Genomic DNA, 17112 nt, shown 5'->3' with positions numbered 1-17112 from the left:
GACCAGGGTTAAAAATCGCTATATTGCTGCGCAGGTCGCCAGAAGCCGTCGATAAAATCCTCTACCGGAAAACAGCCGCCATGGCGAATCCGTTGATCGTCCATCGAATAAAGACACTGCTGCTCGGTATCGTAGATGTCCACGACAATATCCTCGCATCCTCCATCCAGGTAACATACAAAAAGTACCAGCGCGAACATTACATCCTCAATGTTAACTACTTTACACGATAGTGTAGGAGAGGTTAGCGCAGGGGGGAAATGAGAAAAGGAAGAATAAATAACCCGCCTGGCGACGGGTTCTTTTTGAGTCAGGCAAGACGCATGACCCAGGCATCAGATTTAGGATCGTAATGATTACGGAACAAAACGGAATGTTCCCCGTTGAGAATGGCGGGAACGCTGGTTTCGGCATCCCAGGCGTCCAGTTGCATACATAAATCCGGATCGGATTTACAGGGGATTGTTAACGTTCGCTCCCCCGGCGATTCGCCATGTAATTCGGCATCGTCGATTTCAAAAGCGCCAATGCGCACACTGGTTTTCATCATCGTGCTCTCCGTTAATACGCTAATTGTGGTACGACCAGTTTAGCCGTCCATTTTTCAGCGTAGTCAACGTACGCAAAAGCGCCAGTCAAAAAGTGCGGTTTTTTTGTGCGCCTTTTAACTATTACCAGTAAAGAGTTTGCCATCACGTACCAGTTCACGCGGGTAACTGTTCTTTATTCTGGCGCCGATACGTTTTGCCAGACCAAGCGGCTGATGCTGGAACGTCACCAGGACATCATCAGCGGCAGGGGGTGTTTGCGGATAAATATCCCGACCGCGATACCACTCCTCCGCCTCTTGCACAGAAAGTTCGAACGCGTGAGCATGAGTCGGGCAGGCAAGGGCTATCGTCGCCTCATGTTGCCAGCGATAGCCTTTATTATGACTTTCGGCCAGCTTAATGCCGAGCCGGGAAAAACGGACTTTTCCGATCAGTGATTCAATCTCTGCCGGGAACAGCCAGACCTCTTTTTCACGCTGCCAAAGATGGAGATTTTCATCCCATAACAGTCCGACGGCGTTGGCCGCCTGGGTAACGTGTAATGCTTCGCGGCCTTTGAGGGGGGTAAAAGGAAACGCCCCCACTTTATACCCCGGCGCGGGCATGGCTGGAAGGGATGACATTTTACGCAGACGTGCGACGAAGAATCCTTCGCAGTCGTAAATTTGCGGGAAGACGTGCAGGAAGCCTTCCGGGGTGAGGGCGCGGTCAGCGTCAGGAAACAGATCACCCAGCGGCAAAAATTCAACGGCGTCGGCGTAGGTCTCTTTTAGCCAGAGGCAGACCTCTTCGTTTTCCTGGCGATTTAACGTGCAGGTGGAGTAGACCAGCGTGCCGCCGGGTCGTAAAGCATGAAAAGCGCTGTCGAGCAGTTCCCGCTGTGTCGCCGCGATATCCAGATTGCTTTCTGGCGACCAGTTTTTTAGCGCATCAGGATCTTTACGTACTACGCCTTCGCCAGAGCAGGGCGCATCCAGCAGGATAGCGTCAAACATCTCCGGTAACGCAGCGCCAAATACGCGGCCATCGAAATGCGTCAGTGCGGTATTGGCGATTCCACATCGGCTGATATTAGCGTGCAGAACTTTGACGCGGCTGGCCGAAAATTCGTTGGCCAGAATGGCGCCGCGGTTCCCCATGCGGGCAGCGATCTGCGTGGTTTTGGAGCCAGGCGCCGCTGCCATATCCATGACCCGCTGCGGATGATTACCATCGGCGAACAGGGCCGCGACCGGCAGCATCGAACTGGCCTCCTGAATGTAAAACAGGCCGCTTAAATGCTCAGCGGTACTGCCAAGCGGCAATGCATCTTCATCATCGCGCTCGATCCAGAATCCTTCATGACACCACGGAATTGGCGTGAGCGACCAGCCGTAGGGCGCGATTAGGGCAAGGAAATCAGCTACGGATATTTTAAGCGTATTGATGCGTATACTGCGGCGCAACGGGCGTTGGCAGGCCGAAATAAATTCATCAAAAGAGAGCGTGGAAGGCATTGCTTCACGCATTTGCGTCAGAAAAGCGTCAGGAAAATAGACAGCGTGTTGAGCCACAGGTGTATCGCCGGCAAAAAAACAGGCGCGCAGTGTAGCATAAAACGCTCCGGCGCGAGTACGCCGGAGCCGGGTGTTTAACGTGGCAGAGCGGTGCCCCATTCACGCCACTCTTTCGGTTCGCTCTCTTGTAACAGGAAATGCTTACCGGCTTGCGCTTTTGGCGCCAGCGGCGTACCTGGTGGAGTAGCGAAGGCGATACCGCCACGGATGAACTGATTAAATGTCCCCGTTTTCACCACGCCGCCTGTCAGACCAAAGTCGAGACTATAGCCGGAGGCAAGCCAGAATACGGAGTTATTACGCACCAGATATTGGTAACGCTTACTGATACGCAAGGTGATCATCACGCGATCGGAGAGCGACCCCAGGGACATTCCGGTGACGGTTCCCACTTCGATACCGCGAAACAGGACGGGGGTGCCAATATTAAGCGAGCCTGCTTCTGGCGCCTCCACGACGATGCTTAATCCATCCAGATAGCGTGAGTCGGTAATCGTGGCTTCCTGCAGTTCAAAGTCGCGCCGTGCCGCGCCGCGCCCTGGCTCAACGTTAATATAGGGCTGGAGAATCGTATCCAGATGCTCGACGCCCGCCGCGGAAATTTGTGGCGTAATAACGGAAAAACGTGTCCCGGCGCGGGCAAATGTCTGTACGTACTCCGGATAAAGGACGGCTTTTGCCTGCACTTCATTACGTGCGGTGATCAATTCCAGCGTCTGGATCTGGCCGATATCAATACCGAGGTAACGAATGGGCATCCCTTCCGCCAATTTTCCGGCGTCGAACGCGTGCAGCGTAATTTGTCCGCCTACCGCGCGGGCGGAGGTTTCTGAAGCATAAAGAATGCGTTTATCGCCTTTGCGCCGGCTGGCGCTGGCGCCGCTCAGGTTATCAAAACTAATGGCCCCTTTCAGCGCGCGGGAGAGTGGCGAGGCCTGTACCGTTAGGCCGCTGCCGTTAAGTTGCACTTTCGCGCCGCCTTCCGCCCAGAACACGCTATTGCTGGTTAACAGGTGGCGATACTCCGGCTTAATATGCAGGTCGATGTCAAAGGTATTGGCGCGTGGGCGAACGGTGATGACTTCGCCTACTTCAAATTTTCGATACAGCACGACGGAACCTGCCTGGACATCCGGCAACGTTTCGGCCGTCAGCGTTAAGGTGGTAGTCGGTAAGTCACTGAGGCTATTTTCCAGCGCTTTTTCCAGGTTAGCATAGAGCGGGTAGGTGGATTTCATCTTCCCGCTCGTACCGGGTAAAATACGAATTCCGCCGTCAATCCACTCGCTGGCGCTGGCGCCGAGAAACTCTACGCCGTCAAGGCCGACTTTGACATCCACCCGGCTGTTGACCACGAATTTACTGTCGCCCTGTACCAAATCCCGGTGCTGCGGTTCAATCGCGACGGTGAATGACACGCCTTTACTGGATAAGTTGCGCTCAATGACCTGGCCAATTTTTACACCATGTAAAATTAACGGCTGGCCCGGTTCGATGCCGTAACTTTCCGGGGCCGTCAGCGTCAGGGTTAAGGCATTCGCCTCATGCAGCAGGGCCTTTTCACCCGGCACCACCACAAATTCACTGCGCGGTTCGCCGTCGCCCGGCACCAGCTCGAAGGTTTTTCCGGTTAACAACGAACTGATATTCGCGTCGCTCAGCGACAGTTTGGGATTGCGTAACTCAATGCGCGTATTTTCCCGCATCAGCGGAACAACGCTGGGATCGACGGTCATCTCTCCGGTGACTTTACCGCCAGGGTTGAGCGTCAGTTTAGAAAGCTCACCCACCTCCAGTCCCTGGTACATGAGCGGCGTAGATTCCGCCTTCAGACCGTCTCCGCTGGGCAGCTCAAGTTTAACGATTACCCCTCGTTGGCTGTGGGCTAAATCTTTATATAAGCCGAACGTGTCATCCTGGGCGGCGGGTTTGGAATTGTCCGGCGAATCAAACGCAATCGCACCATTGACCAGGGCCGCGAGGCTCTCCAGTTTCACCTTCGCGCCGCTCAGGCTTAGATCGGCGTCAATGCCGGAGACATTCCAGAAACGGCTGCCTTTTTTCACCAGATCGGTAAACCGTCGCTCAATCAGAACGTCAATCGTCACGCCCTGTTTGTTAGGGTTAATCGAATAGTCATACACCCGTCCGACAGGGATTTTACGGAAATAGACCAGTGAACCGCTATTAAGCGAGCCGAGATCCGGCGCATTGAGATGAATCATCAGATCGCCGTTGCTAAGCCGGTATTTAGGCTGTGTATCCAGGGCGACGAAATGATCTCTGGGCTTGCCTTTACCTGGCATCATACCGATGTAATTCCCGCCGACCAACGCATCCAGGCCGGAAACGCCCGCCAGCGAGGCTTTGGGCGTCACCAGCCAGAATTGCGTCTCTTCGCGCAACGCATCTTCCATATCTGATTTGATACTGACGCGAACTTCAATTTTGCGCAGATCTTTGCTCAGACTGACATCTTCCACGGTGCCGACTTCTACTCCCTGATAACGCACGGGAGTACGGCCCGGTACGATACCATCCGCCGACATAAAATCGATAGTCACGCTATTGCCGCGATCCTGGTAGCTATCCCATACTAGCCACCCTGCGATCATTAGCGCGATAAGCGGTAGCAGCCAGAAAGGTGAAATACGGCGTTTGGTTTTAATTTGCGCTTCAGTCTTCGAAGCGGGCGTTTCCTGACTCATGTGCATCCCAAAGTAAGCGGCTATCCAGCCATTCCACTGCAAGAATAGTCAAAATTACCGCTGCGCCGAAATAAAACGCAGCCGGTCCCATAGTAAAAGCCAGAATCTGATCGCGATTAATCAGAGACATGGTTAACGAGATAACGAAAAGATCCAGCATCGACCAGCGGCCTATCCATGTCACCAGACGCAGCAACAGAATTCGCGTCCGCAGTCCCTGTTCGCATTTAAAATGGATACTCAACAGTAGCGTAAACATCACGATGACTTTGGTAAACGGCACCAAAATACTGGCGATAAAAACGACGGCGGCGACGGCGATATTGCTGCTGGCAAGCGACATAATGCCCGACAGGATAGTATCTTCCTGACGCCCGCCATTAATGTAGATTACCGAGATAGGCAGCAGGTTTGCCGGCAGCAAAAAGACAATAGACGCCAGCAAGGCCGCCCAACACTTCTGTATGCTCTGTTTTCTGCGTAACCGTAGCGGAATATGACAACGCGGGCAGCGTCCTTTCGCATCCGGATAGCCGCTAAAGTGGCAGCCAAGACAGACGCGCAATCTTTCGTCCGCACGTTGAGCAGGGCGCTGCGGATAAAATCGTTCCCATAGTTGCTCCACATTCAGATGAATCATAGTCAGAATGCTAAGAACCACCAACGAAACGAACGCTAAAAGCCCGATGCCCGGCTGCAGAAAGGCATAGTCCTGCACTTTGATAGAGGCAACGCCAATACCAACCAGATAGATGTCCAGCATCACCCACTCTTTCAGTTTTTCCAGCATCAGCAGGACTGGACGCAGATTCATGCCGAGAAGGCTGCCAAACCACAGATAAGCAATTGAAAAAACCAGAATAAGCGGCGCGCCCACCACGCAAAAGAGCACCATTGCGGCGGTTAACGGATCGCCCTGTTGCGTCATTTGCCAGATGCCGTGCATCACATTGGCATCAATGCGTACGCCCAACAGGTAGATATGGAGTAACGGTTCGCTCCAGGCAAACGGCATCAATAGCAGCATGGTTACCGCCATCGCGGTCAGCCGCGTCAGCGACCAGTCGCGCCCATCGCGAATTTTGGCCTGGCAACGAGGACAATAAGCGCTTTGATGAGCGCTCATCTCCGGCAAGCTGAACAGCATGTCGCATTCAGGGCAGCGCTGGTAGTGGCTGCGCGGCAGCGCTTCGCTAATTGACCTGATCGTTAGCTTTTTTGTTGGCGTGACGTGTGAGGTGTTCAGAGCCATGTATCGTGAATCAAAGTGTTAGAATAATGTAATCTTAACTCATGACAGGAATAATCTTGAGCAAGAACGCATTTAATGCTTATTTTAATAGCCTGTGTTTAGGAGTAAGACCACGAAGTGATTATATAATGAGCAAAACAGAACTATACGCGGCATTAAACCGCGATTTTCAGTCGTTAATGGCAGGTGAGACCAGCTTTCTGGCCACGCTGGCGAATACCAGCGCGCTACTGTTCGAACGCCTTACCGAGGTGAACTGGGCAGGATTTTATCTCCTCGAAGGCGATACGCTGGTGTTGGGGCCGTTTCAGGGGCGAATCGCCTGTGTGCGGATTCCGGTTGGTCGCGGCGTGTGCGGCGCAGCGGTAGCGCAGAATAAGGTTCAACGTATTGATGATGTTCATGCGTTTGACGGCCATATTGCCTGTGATGCCGCCAGCAACGCCGAAATTGTGCTGCCTGTCACGGTTGGCGAACGGATTATCGGCGTGCTGGATATAGATAGCACGGCGTTTGGCCGTTTTACCGAAGAAGATGAACACGGCCTGCGTACGCTGGTCGCACAGCTTGAAACCGTGCTTGCAACGACGGATTACAAAAAATTCTTTGCGAGCGTCGCAGGATAATCAACGGATAACGTAGCAATTACTGATGGCGTCATTATAATGACGCCTGTTCATGCCTGCTGCTTGTTGGCTACGTCCGTTGTAATCAGGAAATTTCATGGAAAATCAACCTAAGTTGAATAGCAGTAAAGAAGTTATCGCGTTTCTGGCCGAGCGTTTTCCTCACTGTTTTAGTGCGGAAGGCGAAGCTCGCCCGCTGAAAATTGGTATTTTTCAGGATCTGGTAGAGCGAGTTGGGGGCGAAATGAACCTCAGCAAAACGCAACTTCGTTCCGCTTTACGTCTTTATACTTCAAGCTGGCGTTACCTGTACGGCGTTAAGCCGGGCGCAACGCGCGTCGACCTTGATGGCAATCCGTGCGGCGAGCTGGAAGAACAGCATGTCGAACATGCGCGTAAGCAGCTTGAAGAAGCCAAAGCCCGTGTTCAGGCGCAGCGCGCAGAGCAGCAAGCGAAAAAACGCGAAGCTGCCGCGGCGGCTGGCGAAAAAGAAGACGCGCCGCGACGCGAGCGTAAACCTCGCCCGGTAGCGCGTCGTAAAGAAGGCGCTGAACGTAAACCTCGCGCTGATAAACCGACGACGAAAGCGCCGCGTGCGCCTCGCGAAGAGAAGCACACGCCGGTTTCTGATATTTCAGTATTGACCGTAGGGCAGTCCCTCAAGGTGAAAGCGGGTAATAATGCGATGGATGCCACCGTATTAGAAATCACCAAAGATGGTGTCCGTGTACAGCTGAATTCGGGTATGTCTTTGATTGTACGCGCAGAACACCTGGTGTTCTGAAACGGAGGCCAGGCCTGGCATGAACACTTTTTTTAGGCTTACCGCGTTAGCTGGCCTGCTTGCATTAGCAGGCCAGTCCTTCGCCGTGGAAGATATTACGCGTGCCGATCAAATTCCCGTACTAAAGGAAGAGACGCAACATGCGACGGTGAGCGAGCGAGTAACGTCGCGTTTTACCCGCTCCCACTATCGCCAGTTCGATCTGGATGAGGCATTTTCGGCAAAGATTTTTGATCGCTATCTGAATCTTCTCGACTATAGCCACAACGTTTTGTTGGCGAGCGATGTCGAGCAGTTTGCGAAAAAGAAAACCGTGTTGGGCGATGAGCTGCGCACGGGTAAGCTGGATGTTTTTTACGATCTTTATAACCTGGCGCAAAAGCGCCGGTTTGAACGTTACCAGTACGCGCTAAAAGTGCTGGAACGGCCAATGGATTTCACCGGAAACGATACGTTTAACCTGGACCGCAGTAAAGCGCCCTGGCCTAAAGATGAGGCTGAGCTAAATGCGCTGTGGGATGGTAAAGTGAAATTCGATGAGCTCAGTCTGAAACTCACCGGCAAGAGCGACAAAGAAATTCGCGAAACGCTAACGCGTCGCTACAAATTCGCTATTCGTCGCCTGGCGCAGACCAACAGTGAAGATGTGTTCTCGCTGGCGATGACCGCTTTTGCGCGTGAAATCGACCCGCATACGAATTATCTTTCTCCCCGCAATACCGAGCAGTTTAATACCGAAATGAGCCTGTCTCTGGAAGGTATCGGCGCGGTGCTGCAAATGGATGACGATTATACTGTCATTAACTCATTGGTTGCCGGCGGCCCGGCAGCGAAAAGCAAGTCGATTAGCGTCGGCGATCGTATCGTCGGCGTAGGGCAGGCCGGAAAACCGATGGTCGACGTCATTGGCTGGCGTCTTGACGATGTGGTGGCGCTGATCAAAGGGCCGAAAGGCAGCAAGGTTCGACTGGAAATACTGCCGGCTGGCAAAGGGACGAAAACGCGTATTATCACGCTGACGCGTGAACGAATTCGTCTTGAAGATCGCGCGGTTAAAATGTCGGTGAAAACCGTCGGCAAGGAAAAAGTTGGTGTACTGGATATTCCAGGCTTCTATGTTGGCTTGACCGATGATGTCAAAGTTCAGCTTCAGAAGCTGGAAAAACAGAACGTTAACAGCATCGTTATCGATCTGCGTTCAAACGGCGGTGGGGCGCTGACGGAAGCCGTTTCGCTTTCCGGTCTGTTTATCCCTTCTGGTCCGATAGTTCAGGTGCGCGACAATAACGGCAAAGTGCGTGAGGATAGCGACACCGACGGCGTGGTCTACTACAAAGGCCCGCTGGTGGTGCTGGTCGATCGTTTCAGTGCCTCGGCATCGGAAATCTTTGCTGCCGCGATGCAGGATTATGGTCGCGCGCTGATTGTCGGTGAGCCGACCTTCGGTAAAGGGACGGTACAGCAATATCGTTCGCTAAACCGAATTTACGATCAGATGCTTCGCCCGGAATGGCCTGCGCTGGGTTCGGTGCAGTACACCATTCAGAAGTTTTACCGTGTCAACGGCGGTAGTACGCAGCGTAAAGGGGTCACGCCGGATATCATCATGCCGACTGGCAATGAAGAGACGGAAACCGGAGAAAAATTTGAAGATAACGCCTTGCCGTGGGATAGCATTGATGCGGCGAAATACGTGAAATCGGACGATTTGGCCCCGTTTGGCCCGGAATTATTGAAAGAACACAACGCGCGTATCGCCAAAGATCCTGAGTTCCAGTACATCATGAAGGATATCGCACGTTTCAATGCCATGAAGGATAAGCGCAACATCGTCTCTCTGAATTATGCGCAGCGTGAGAAAGAGAACAATGAAGAAGACGCTCTGCGTCTGGCGCGTATTAACGATCGGTTTAAACGTGAGGGTAAACCGTTGCTGAAGAAACTGGACGATCTGCCAAAGGATTACCAGGAGCCGGACCCGTACCTTGATGAAACGGTGAAGATTGCTCTGGACCTGGCGCATCTTGAAAAAGAAAAACCAGCGGAGCAGGCGGCAGCCAATAAGTAACGCTAAACAGGCACAAAAAATTGTGCCTGTTTTTTTTTAACAAGCGCAGAAGTCGTCAGGATAATGCTACAAAATGTAAAGTTGTGTTTTTCTCGTGACTTACCGCCTGGTGATGCTTGAAAATAGCCATAAGACCCATACGATGTGGGTAATCGCATAGTGCGCTTTGTTAAATTGAGGTTAAAAGAAAATTATGATGCGAATCGCGCTCTTCCTGCTGACGAACCTGGCCGTGATGGTCGTTTTCGGGCTGGTTCTGAGCCTGACAGGGATACAGTCGAGCAGCGTGCAAGGCTTGCTGATCATGGCGCTGCTGTTTGGTTTTGGCGGTTCTTTTATTTCATTGCTGATGTCCAAATGGATGGCGTTAAAATCCGTAGGAGGGGAAGTTATTGAACAGCCTCGCAATGAAAGAGAACGCTGGTTGATGAACACCGTAGCAACGCAAGCGCGCCAGGCCGGTATCGCCATGCCGCAGGTTGCTATCTACCATGCGCCGGACATTAACGCGTTTGCGACGGGCGCACGCCGTGACGCCTCATTGGTCGCTGTGAGCACCGGTTTGTTGCAAAACATGAGCCCTGACGAAGCGGAAGCCGTCATTGCGCATGAAATCAGCCATATTGCCAATGGCGATATGGTGACGATGACGTTGATTCAGGGGGTGGTTAACACCTTCGTTATCTTTATTTCGCGCATTATCGCGCAAATTGCTGCTGGTTTTCTGGGCGGCAACCGCGATGAAGGCGAAGGAAGTAACGGTAATCCGCTAATCTATTTCGCCGTTGCGACGGTGCTGGAACTGGTCTTCGGTATTCTGGCGAGCATCATCACCATGTGGTTCTCCCGTTACCGTGAGTTTCATGCCGATGCGGGATCGGCGAAGCTGGTAGGCCGTGAAAAAATGATTGCCGCGTTGCAGCGCCTGAAAACCAGCTACGAGCCGCAAGAAGCGACCAGCATGATGGCGTTTTGTATTAACGGTAAATCGAAATCGTTAAGCGAGCTGTTTATGACGCACCCACCGCTGGATAAACGCATTGAAGCGCTACGTAGCGGTGAGTACCTGAAATAATAAGCCCACTGGCAAGTATGAAAAGCGCGTCGAATGACGCGCTTTTTTTACGCCTGAACGCGTGGTTGCGTAATACGTAAACCGCTCACTACCGCCGCGAGAGTCGCCAGGATCGCCGCTGCGAGCAGAGAAAGATGCGTACCGCTATCGCCAAACTGGTTCAACATCAGCGCTACCAGCGCGGCGCCAGTACTTTGGCCTAACAGTCGCGCCGTGCCCAGCATCCCGCTGGCGCCACCGCTGCGCTCACGCGGCGCGGAAGTGATAATGGTGTGATTATTCGGCGACTGGAACAGGCCAAACCCTGCGCCACAAAGGATCATCGGCCAGATAATATTCAGATCGGAGGGGGAGGCTGGCAACATGACCAGCGCAAACAACCCAGCTGCCATTATCACCATTCCCAGCGCCCCCAGCAAACCGGCATGAAGACGTTCTATCAGGTATCCCGCCAGCGGCGCCATCACCATCGTTGCCAGCGGCCAGGGCGTCAATAACAGGCCGGTTTCTACTTCGCTACGGCCCAGCACGGTTTGCAGATAAAAAGGTAGCGAGACCATGGCTAACATTTGCGCGCAGAACGAGCAAATTGACGTGCCGATCGAGAGTGAAAAAAGCGGAATGCGTAACAAGTCGATGGGTAACAAAGGGACGGGCAAAGAAAGCTGGCGGCGCACGAAGAAAAACCCGACCACGACCAGAACGAGCAGCTCTGCGCCAATCAACGTTAGCGACTGTCCCTGGGCAAATCCGCTCAATGCGGTAATCAGCAGGCCAAATGTGAGCGCATTCATTACCGCGCTCGGTAAGTCAAAGCGCGGCTTAGTGTCATGGGCGATGTTTGCTGGTAAAAAGCGTATGGCCAGAATTAACGCGATGATACCTAACGGGACATTAATCAGAAACAGCCATTTCCATGATGAGATGGACAAAATCGCCGCGGCGATCGTCGGACCCGCGGCGGAAGAGACTGCGACGATAAAAGAGTTAATTCCCATACCTCGTCCCAGATGACGCTGGGGGTAGATAAGACGAATCAGCGCCGTGTTTACGCTCATTAGCGCCGCGCCGCCAAATCCCTGCGCGATGCGCGCCAGCGTCAGCATCTGCAGCGAGTCTGAAAGCGCGCAAAACAATGATGAAAGCAGAAATACCACTAAACCACATTTGTAGATCCGGCGATAACCAAACATGTCGCCTAAAAAAGACAGGGAAAGCAGTGAGACGACAATGGCAATTTGGTACGCATTGACAATCCAGATAGAGCTGGCAGGGGAGGCATGTAAATCAGTCGCAATTGTTGGCAGTGCGACATTAGCGATTGCGCCATCCAGAACCGCCATCGAAATACCGATAATAATCGTCAGGATAGCGCCGTATCTCTGCGGGAGGGGCAGGCCATCGGCCCGTGTTTTTTCCATAAGTATTTTGTAATAAGGGGAATTATGAGCTGAATAATAATGTTAGCATTAATACTGAGTTGTTATGTCGCAGATTTGTAACGAAGTAAGCAAAGATGGATTGCGGGCGACCTGGCGTGAAATTATAATAAAAACTCGTTCTGAATTTTATAAAACGCTCGTAATGAGGTGATAAATGGCAAACGCAGATCTGGATAAGCAGCCTGATTCTGTATCTTCTGTGCTGAAAGTTTTCGGCATTCTGCAGGCGCTGGGTGAAGAGCGTGAAATAGGGATTACCGAGCTATCGCAGCGCGTCATGATGTCGAAAAGCACCGTTTATCGCTTTTTGCAAACCATGAAAACGCTGGGCTACGTGGCTCAGGAGGGGGAGTCTGAAAAATACTCTCTGACGCTAAAGCTGTTTGAGCTGGGCGCACGAGCGTTGCAAAATGTTGATCTCATCCGCAGTGCGGACATTCAGATGCGCGAACTGTCTCGTCTGACAAAAGAAACTATCCATCTTGGCGCGCTGGATGAAGACAGCATTGTCTATATCCATAAAATTGACTCTATGTACAATCTGCGGATGTACTCACGTATTGGGCGTCGTAATCCGCTGTACAGTACGGCCATCGGTAAAGTGCTTCTGGCCTGGCGCGACCGTGATGAGGTTAAGCAGATTCTCGACGGCGTAGAGTATAAGCAAAGCACTGGACGTACGATTACCAGCACTGAAGCGTTGCTGCCGCTGTTGGATGAAGTGCGTGCGCAAGGCTACGGTGAAGATAACGAAGAACAGGAAGAAGGGTTACGTTGTATCGGCGTACCGGTATTTGACCGTTTTGGCGTAGTCATCGCAGGGTTAAGCATTTCGTTCCCGACGCTGCGTTTTTCAGAAGAACGCCTACAGGAATATGTGGCTATGTTACACGCCGCCGCGCGTAAAATTTCTGAACAAATGGGTTACAACGATTATCCCTTCTAAGCAACGTTATTAGCATGACGTTAAAAAAAAGCAGCTGCGAAAAATGTAGCTGCTTTTTTTATAACATCGGGTGGGATGAAATCGTAAAAGAAGATAATGTCTGTCGGCTTATTTAACGGTTATTAAAATATTATTTAACAGTACTTATGAACAACAGCCAATATAGGGGAATTATTGGTGATAGTTTCACTGTGAAATTATTTATTGCCGCTTAGCCATTATCCACCACGGTGGCGATTTTTCTGAAAATGGGACAGTCGGAAAAGCCAATTATGCCGCTGTTGGTATGGAGATATTGCGCCGTGCTGGTGCCGCGTGCGGTCAGGTAATGGCACTGTAAACCCAGCCCCGCAGCGTTCACTTTACTTCCCACCAGGACGCCATAGCCGCTCATCAGCAGGCCTATCCACACCAGGGCAAACAATACAATTGCGCGAATGATCAAACGCATTACTACCTCTTTTCTTTTTTAGTTAGAATAAGAGTAGCGTGTACATTGATTGAAACAAGTGAATCATTCCTAAAAACATATAATGCCGCTACAGTTACTCCTGGTTTAAGTAACTCATGATAATTTAGCGACATAAGATGTAAGATCGGAGAGTGGAGTGAAAAAATTTCGATGGGTCGTTCTCGGCATCGTGGTGGTAGTATGCCTGTTGCTGTGGGCGCAGGTGTTTAATATCATGTGCGATCAGGATGTACAATTTTTCAGCGGTATTTGCGCCATCAATAAATTTATTCCCTGGTAAACGTTTTACACCAGAGATTTCCTTCCCGTGTAGCAGTGGTAGAATGACGTCTCTACATTGAGGTGGTGAAATGAACGACGTTTTAAACTCTGGTGCGTTTTCTCTTGCATCTTTAATAGTATCAATGGTGGTTCTGGTGGTGGGGCTGGCGCTCTGGTTCTTTGTCAACCGGGCAAGTTCCCGTGCCAACGAGCAGATAGAACTGCTCGAAGCGTTATTGGATCAACAGAAGCGGCAAAACGCGTTGTTACGTCGCCTTTGCGAAGCAAACGAACCAGAAAAAGAAGCGGAACCCGCAACAGCGGCAAGCGAACCAAAAGAGGATGAGGACATCATTCGTCTGGTTGCAGAACGATAATGCTTACCGGGGCGCAAATGGCGCCAGTGCCATACGCCCCATTTCCCCGTCGGATCTCTCCGCGTTGCCGTTTGCAACTGATACTACAGCATCAACACCTTACATAATATATGGCTTTATATGCAACATAGTTTTATATGTATAACAAATGGACATATGTCAATTTTGTGATACCGCTCATTCTCTATTAAAAGCGAAACGTTTCTCTCTCTTTATGGATTGTCATTGTTTGTTCATTATTTTAAGGCATTCTGTAAAGACGCAGAACATCACAAAAAGCGGTGTCGAAAATCGCTTTTCTTTTCTATTATTTTGATTAAAAGGTGTTTTTTATCATTGTGACAATTTATGCATAACTCAGCATAAAAAGTGATATGAAAAATACAGCTTTTAAATGTGATTTGATGCACTGGAAGAAGCGAAGTTATTGAGCTATGGTAGAAAAATGGCTTTTCAGCAGTGACGTTGTCAGGAGTCCGTCAGCGCGTGAGGATATATCTTTCGCAATTTTGTTGCATAAACGTGCTGTCAATTTGTGAAGGTTCTCGTAATTTGTGCGACGGATCGAGACACGTTTAAAAATGGCTTGCCATAATTAACGTTGTATGTGATAACAGGTTTTGGGTTAAACGAGGTACAGTTCTGTTTATGTGTGGCATTTTCAGTAAAGAAGTCCTGAGTAAACACGTTGACGTTGAATACCGCTTCTCTGCCGAACCTTATATTAGTGCCTCAAGCAGTAATGTCTCAGTTTTATCTATGTTATGCCTACGGGCAAAGAAAACACTCTAAGGAATTTTGCAAATGGCAAAGATTAAAGGTCAAGTTAAGTGGTTCAACGAATCCAAAGGTTTTGGCTTCATTACTCCGGCTGACGGCAGCAAAGATGTGTTCGTACACTTCTCCGCTATCCAGGGCAATGGTTTCAAAACTCTGGCTGAAGGCCAGAACGTTGAGTTCGAAATTCAGGACGGCCAGAAAGGTCCGGCTGCTGTTAACGTAACAGCTATCTGATCGACACCACTGATTTGATGCGTTTGTCGCGTCAGCCTCAGATATAAAGCCTCGCTAAAAGCGGGGCTTTTTAATTCAATATCCTTCAAAATGTGTCTGGATGCGCTCTCGTTAGCGATTTGTTGCAAAGGCGCGATGTTATTAGCATTGTTTTTTCTGGTTTTTCCGGCCGTTTCCCGTTAAATCAATCACCTGAAAAATGATTCGGCTGGAGATCAGGTGAAAAAGAAAAGCGACGGCGATACCCGTAATTTTACGCCCATACGTTTTGCACTACTTTGCACTGCCATTCTGCTCAGTATGGCATTGTTGTTAGGGCGGGTGGCATGGCTGCAAATTGTTACGCCGTCGAAACTGGTGAAACAAGAAGATATGCGCTCGCTTCGTGAAGTGACCACGGCCTCTCCACGCGGCATGATCACCGACAGAGAAGGACGGCCCTTAGCGGTGAGCGTTCCGGTTAATGCTGTCTGGGCCGATCCGAAGACTATCATAAGCAAAGGCGGCGTTGGCTACAATGAGCGCTGGCAGGCGCTGGCCAGCGCCCTACATCTGTCGCTCAGTACGCTTGCGGAACGGGTAAACAGTAACCCGGCAGGCCGTTTTATCTACCTCGCGCGCCAGGTTTCACCCCAGCAAGCCGAATGGATAGATAAATTAAATCTACCGGGTATTAACCTGCGGGAAGAGTCGCGCCGTTTTTACCCTGCCGGACACGTAGCGGCCAATTTGATCGGCTTTACCAATATCGACGGGCAGGGAATAGAAGGTATTGAAAAGAGCTTTAACGCGCAACTGACGGGAAAACCGGGCTCCCGATTGGTGCGTAAAGATAAATTTGGTCACGTTATTGAGAACATTACGGAAGTAAATCCGGTTCCTGCTCATGAACTTCAGCTTAGCATTGATGAACGTCTGCAAACGGTTACCGAAGATGCGCTGGATAACGCCGTCATCTGGAACAAAGCGGAATCCGGCGCTGCCGTATTGATTAACATCCCAACGGGTGAAATTCTCTCGATGGCGAGCTATCCGGATTTCAACCCGAACAACCGTGAAGGCGCGCAGTTGGACGATTTTCGTAACCGCGCGATTAGCGACACTTTCGAACCCGGTTCTACTGTGAAGCCATTGGTCATTATGACTGCGTTACAGCAGGGCATCGTGCAGCCGGACAGCGTTATCGATACCCATCCTTTTACTCTCGATGGACACCGTATCCGCGACGTCGGTTACTATCCGGAACTGACATTAACCGGCATTTTGCAAAAATCCAGCGATACCGGCGTTTCTCACCTTTCTCTGGCGATGCCGGTGCAGAAATTAATGGATACTTATAAAAGCTTTGGTTTCGGCGTGCCTACCGGACTGGGTCTCACCGGAGAGAGCAGCGGGTTATTACCGAAACGCCGTTACTGGAGTGATTTAGATCGCGCTACCTTCGCTTTTGGCTATGGATTAATGGTGACGCCGCTGCAACTGGCGCATGTTTATGCCACGATTGGCAGCTTTGGTATCTACCGTCCGTTATCGATCACCAAAGTTGATCCGCCCGTGATCGGCACGCGGGTAATGCCGGAAGAACTGGTGCACGAGGTGGAACATATGATGGAGAGCGTCGCGTTGCCTGGCGGCGGCGGAACAAAAGCCGCAGTAAGAGACTACCGTATTGCAGTCAAAACCGGGACGGCGAAAAAAATTGGCGATGATGGTAAATACGTCGATAAGTATGTGGCATATACCGCAGGCGTCGCGCCGGCAAGTAACCCCAGATTTGCGCTGGTGGTGGTGATTAATAATCCGCAAAACGGGGCTTATTATGGCGGCGCGGTATCTGCGCCCGTATTCAGCCAGATCATGGGCGATGTGCTGCGGCTGGAAAATGTTGAGCCAGACGGTATGCCAGCCGATTCAGATCACCTTCTGGTGATGCATGGCAGCCACGTTGCGGTTCCGGGCTCGTAAAGGATTTTCCCGGGG

Annotated in this window: 17 protein-coding genes; 10 read left to right on the top strand and 7 right to left on the bottom strand. The window is 51.1% G+C overall.

Annotated elements, in window-relative coordinates; translation table 11 throughout:
* Positions 1 to 8: 8 nt before the first annotated feature.
* The 5 genes from ACLJQJ_RS08105 to yebS all read right to left on the bottom strand — a co-directional run bounded on the left by ACLJQJ_RS08105 (position 9) and on the right by yebS (position 6067).
* Positions 9 to 200 (bottom strand): YebW family protein, encoded by a 192-nt coding sequence (locus ACLJQJ_RS08105; protein WP_000457838.1) that lies wholly within the window; start codon positions 198 to 200, stop codon positions 9 to 11.
* Positions 201 to 310: 110 nt separating this feature from the next.
* Positions 311 to 547 (bottom strand): YebV family protein, encoded by a 237-nt coding sequence (locus ACLJQJ_RS08100; RefSeq protein ID WP_024131167.1) that lies wholly within the window; start codon positions 545 to 547, stop codon positions 311 to 313.
* A 117-nt stretch (positions 548 to 664) separates the two neighbouring features.
* A complete protein-coding gene (rsmF, locus tag ACLJQJ_RS08095) occupies positions 665 to 2104 on the bottom strand; it encodes a 16S rRNA (cytosine(1407)-C(5))-methyltransferase RsmF (RefSeq protein WP_063809183.1) in 1440 nt (479 codons plus the stop codon).
* Between the two features lie 77 nt (positions 2105 to 2181).
* Positions 2182 to 4815 carry a PqiB family protein gene (locus ACLJQJ_RS08090; RefSeq protein ID WP_001529852.1) on the bottom strand — a complete coding sequence of 878 codons (2634 nt, stop codon included), beginning with the start codon at positions 4813 to 4815 and terminating at the stop codon, positions 2182 to 2184.
* Positions 4784 to 6067 (bottom strand): membrane integrity lipid transport subunit YebS, encoded by a 1284-nt coding sequence (gene yebS, locus ACLJQJ_RS08085; RefSeq protein ID WP_001207293.1) that lies wholly within the window; start codon positions 6065 to 6067, stop codon positions 4784 to 4786. Before yebS ends, ACLJQJ_RS08090 begins: the two co-directional genes overlap by 32 nt.
* Positions 6068 to 6195: 128 nt before the next feature.
* On the opposite strand from yebS, the gene ACLJQJ_RS08080 reads away from it, so the two are divergent.
* The 4 genes from ACLJQJ_RS08080 (at position 6196) to htpX (ending at position 10620) form a co-directional block, all read left to right on the top strand.
* Entirely contained in the window at positions 6196 to 6693 is a 498-nt protein-coding gene (locus ACLJQJ_RS08080) for a GAF domain-containing protein (protein WP_001518229.1), read from the top strand.
* A 97-nt stretch (positions 6694 to 6790) separates the two neighbouring features.
* Positions 6791 to 7477 carry an RNA chaperone ProQ gene (proQ, locus tag ACLJQJ_RS08075; protein WP_000431401.1) on the top strand — a complete coding sequence of 229 codons (687 nt, stop codon included), beginning with the start codon at positions 6791 to 6793 and terminating at the stop codon, positions 7475 to 7477.
* A 19-nt stretch (positions 7478 to 7496) separates the two neighbouring features.
* Positions 7497 to 9545 carry a carboxy terminal-processing peptidase gene (gene prc, locus ACLJQJ_RS08070; RefSeq protein WP_001091237.1) on the top strand — a complete coding sequence of 683 codons (2049 nt, stop codon included), beginning with the start codon at positions 7497 to 7499 and terminating at the stop codon, positions 9543 to 9545.
* 193 nt (positions 9546 to 9738) lie between these two features.
* Positions 9739 to 10620: a protease HtpX gene (gene htpX, locus ACLJQJ_RS08065; protein WP_000984498.1), complete on the top strand. Its 882-nt coding sequence runs from the start codon at positions 9739 to 9741 to the stop codon at positions 10618 to 10620.
* Between the two features lie 47 nt (positions 10621 to 10667).
* On the opposite strand, the gene ACLJQJ_RS08060 is transcribed toward htpX, so the two are convergent.
* Complete coding sequence (locus ACLJQJ_RS08060; RefSeq protein WP_000416139.1) at positions 10668 to 12041, bottom strand: MFS transporter; 1374 nt, start codon at positions 12039 to 12041, stop codon at positions 10668 to 10670.
* Between the two features lie 175 nt (positions 12042 to 12216).
* Here ACLJQJ_RS08060 and kdgR point away from each other — a divergent pair, with 175 nt between their 5' ends.
* Positions 12217 to 13008, top strand: coding sequence for a DNA-binding transcriptional regulator KdgR (gene kdgR / locus ACLJQJ_RS08055; protein WP_001262195.1), 792 nt, complete (start codon positions 12217 to 12219; stop codon positions 13006 to 13008).
* A gap of 211 nt (positions 13009 to 13219) precedes the next feature.
* Here the strand turns inward: kdgR and yobH are convergent, their stop codons facing one another.
* A complete protein-coding gene (gene yobH, locus ACLJQJ_RS08050; RefSeq protein ID WP_001236780.1) occupies positions 13220 to 13459 on the bottom strand; it encodes an invasion protein YobH in 240 nt (79 codons plus the stop codon).
* Between the two features lie 157 nt (positions 13460 to 13616).
* Here yobH and mgrB point away from each other — a divergent pair, with 157 nt between their 5' ends.
* From mgrB to ftsI, 5 genes are all read left to right on the top strand, one after another.
* On the top strand, positions 13617 to 13760 hold the full coding sequence (gene mgrB, locus ACLJQJ_RS08045; RefSeq protein ID WP_000714547.1) for a PhoP/PhoQ regulator MgrB: 144 nt from the start codon (positions 13617 to 13619) through the stop codon (positions 13758 to 13760).
* A gap of 70 nt (positions 13761 to 13830) precedes the next feature.
* The gene (locus tag ACLJQJ_RS08040; protein ID WP_001000660.1) at positions 13831 to 14118 is read left to right on the top strand and encodes a YebO family protein; all 288 of its coding nucleotides are present in this window, start codon (positions 13831 to 13833) and stop codon (positions 14116 to 14118) included.
* A gap of 648 nt (positions 14119 to 14766) precedes the next feature.
* Positions 14767 to 14910 (top strand): DUF2627 domain-containing protein, encoded by a 144-nt coding sequence (locus ACLJQJ_RS08035; RefSeq protein WP_001537930.1) that lies wholly within the window; start codon positions 14767 to 14769, stop codon positions 14908 to 14910.
* 12 nt (positions 14911 to 14922) lie between these two features.
* Positions 14923 to 15132 (top strand): transcription antiterminator/RNA stability regulator CspE, encoded by a 210-nt coding sequence (cspE, locus tag ACLJQJ_RS08030; RefSeq protein ID WP_001062678.1) that lies wholly within the window; start codon positions 14923 to 14925, stop codon positions 15130 to 15132.
* A gap of 219 nt (positions 15133 to 15351) precedes the next feature.
* Entirely contained in the window at positions 15352 to 17097 is a 1746-nt protein-coding gene (gene ftsI / locus ACLJQJ_RS08025; RefSeq protein ID WP_000730322.1) for a peptidoglycan glycosyltransferase FtsI, read from the top strand.
* The last annotated feature ends 15 nt before the right edge of the window (positions 17098 to 17112 follow it).

The sequence above is a fragment of the Salmonella sp. SAL04202 genome, assembly GCF_046550775.1.
Taxonomy (GTDB): domain Bacteria; phylum Pseudomonadota; class Gammaproteobacteria; order Enterobacterales; family Enterobacteriaceae; genus Salmonella; species Salmonella enterica.
This window is presented reverse-complemented; position numbering and strand designations above follow the sequence as displayed.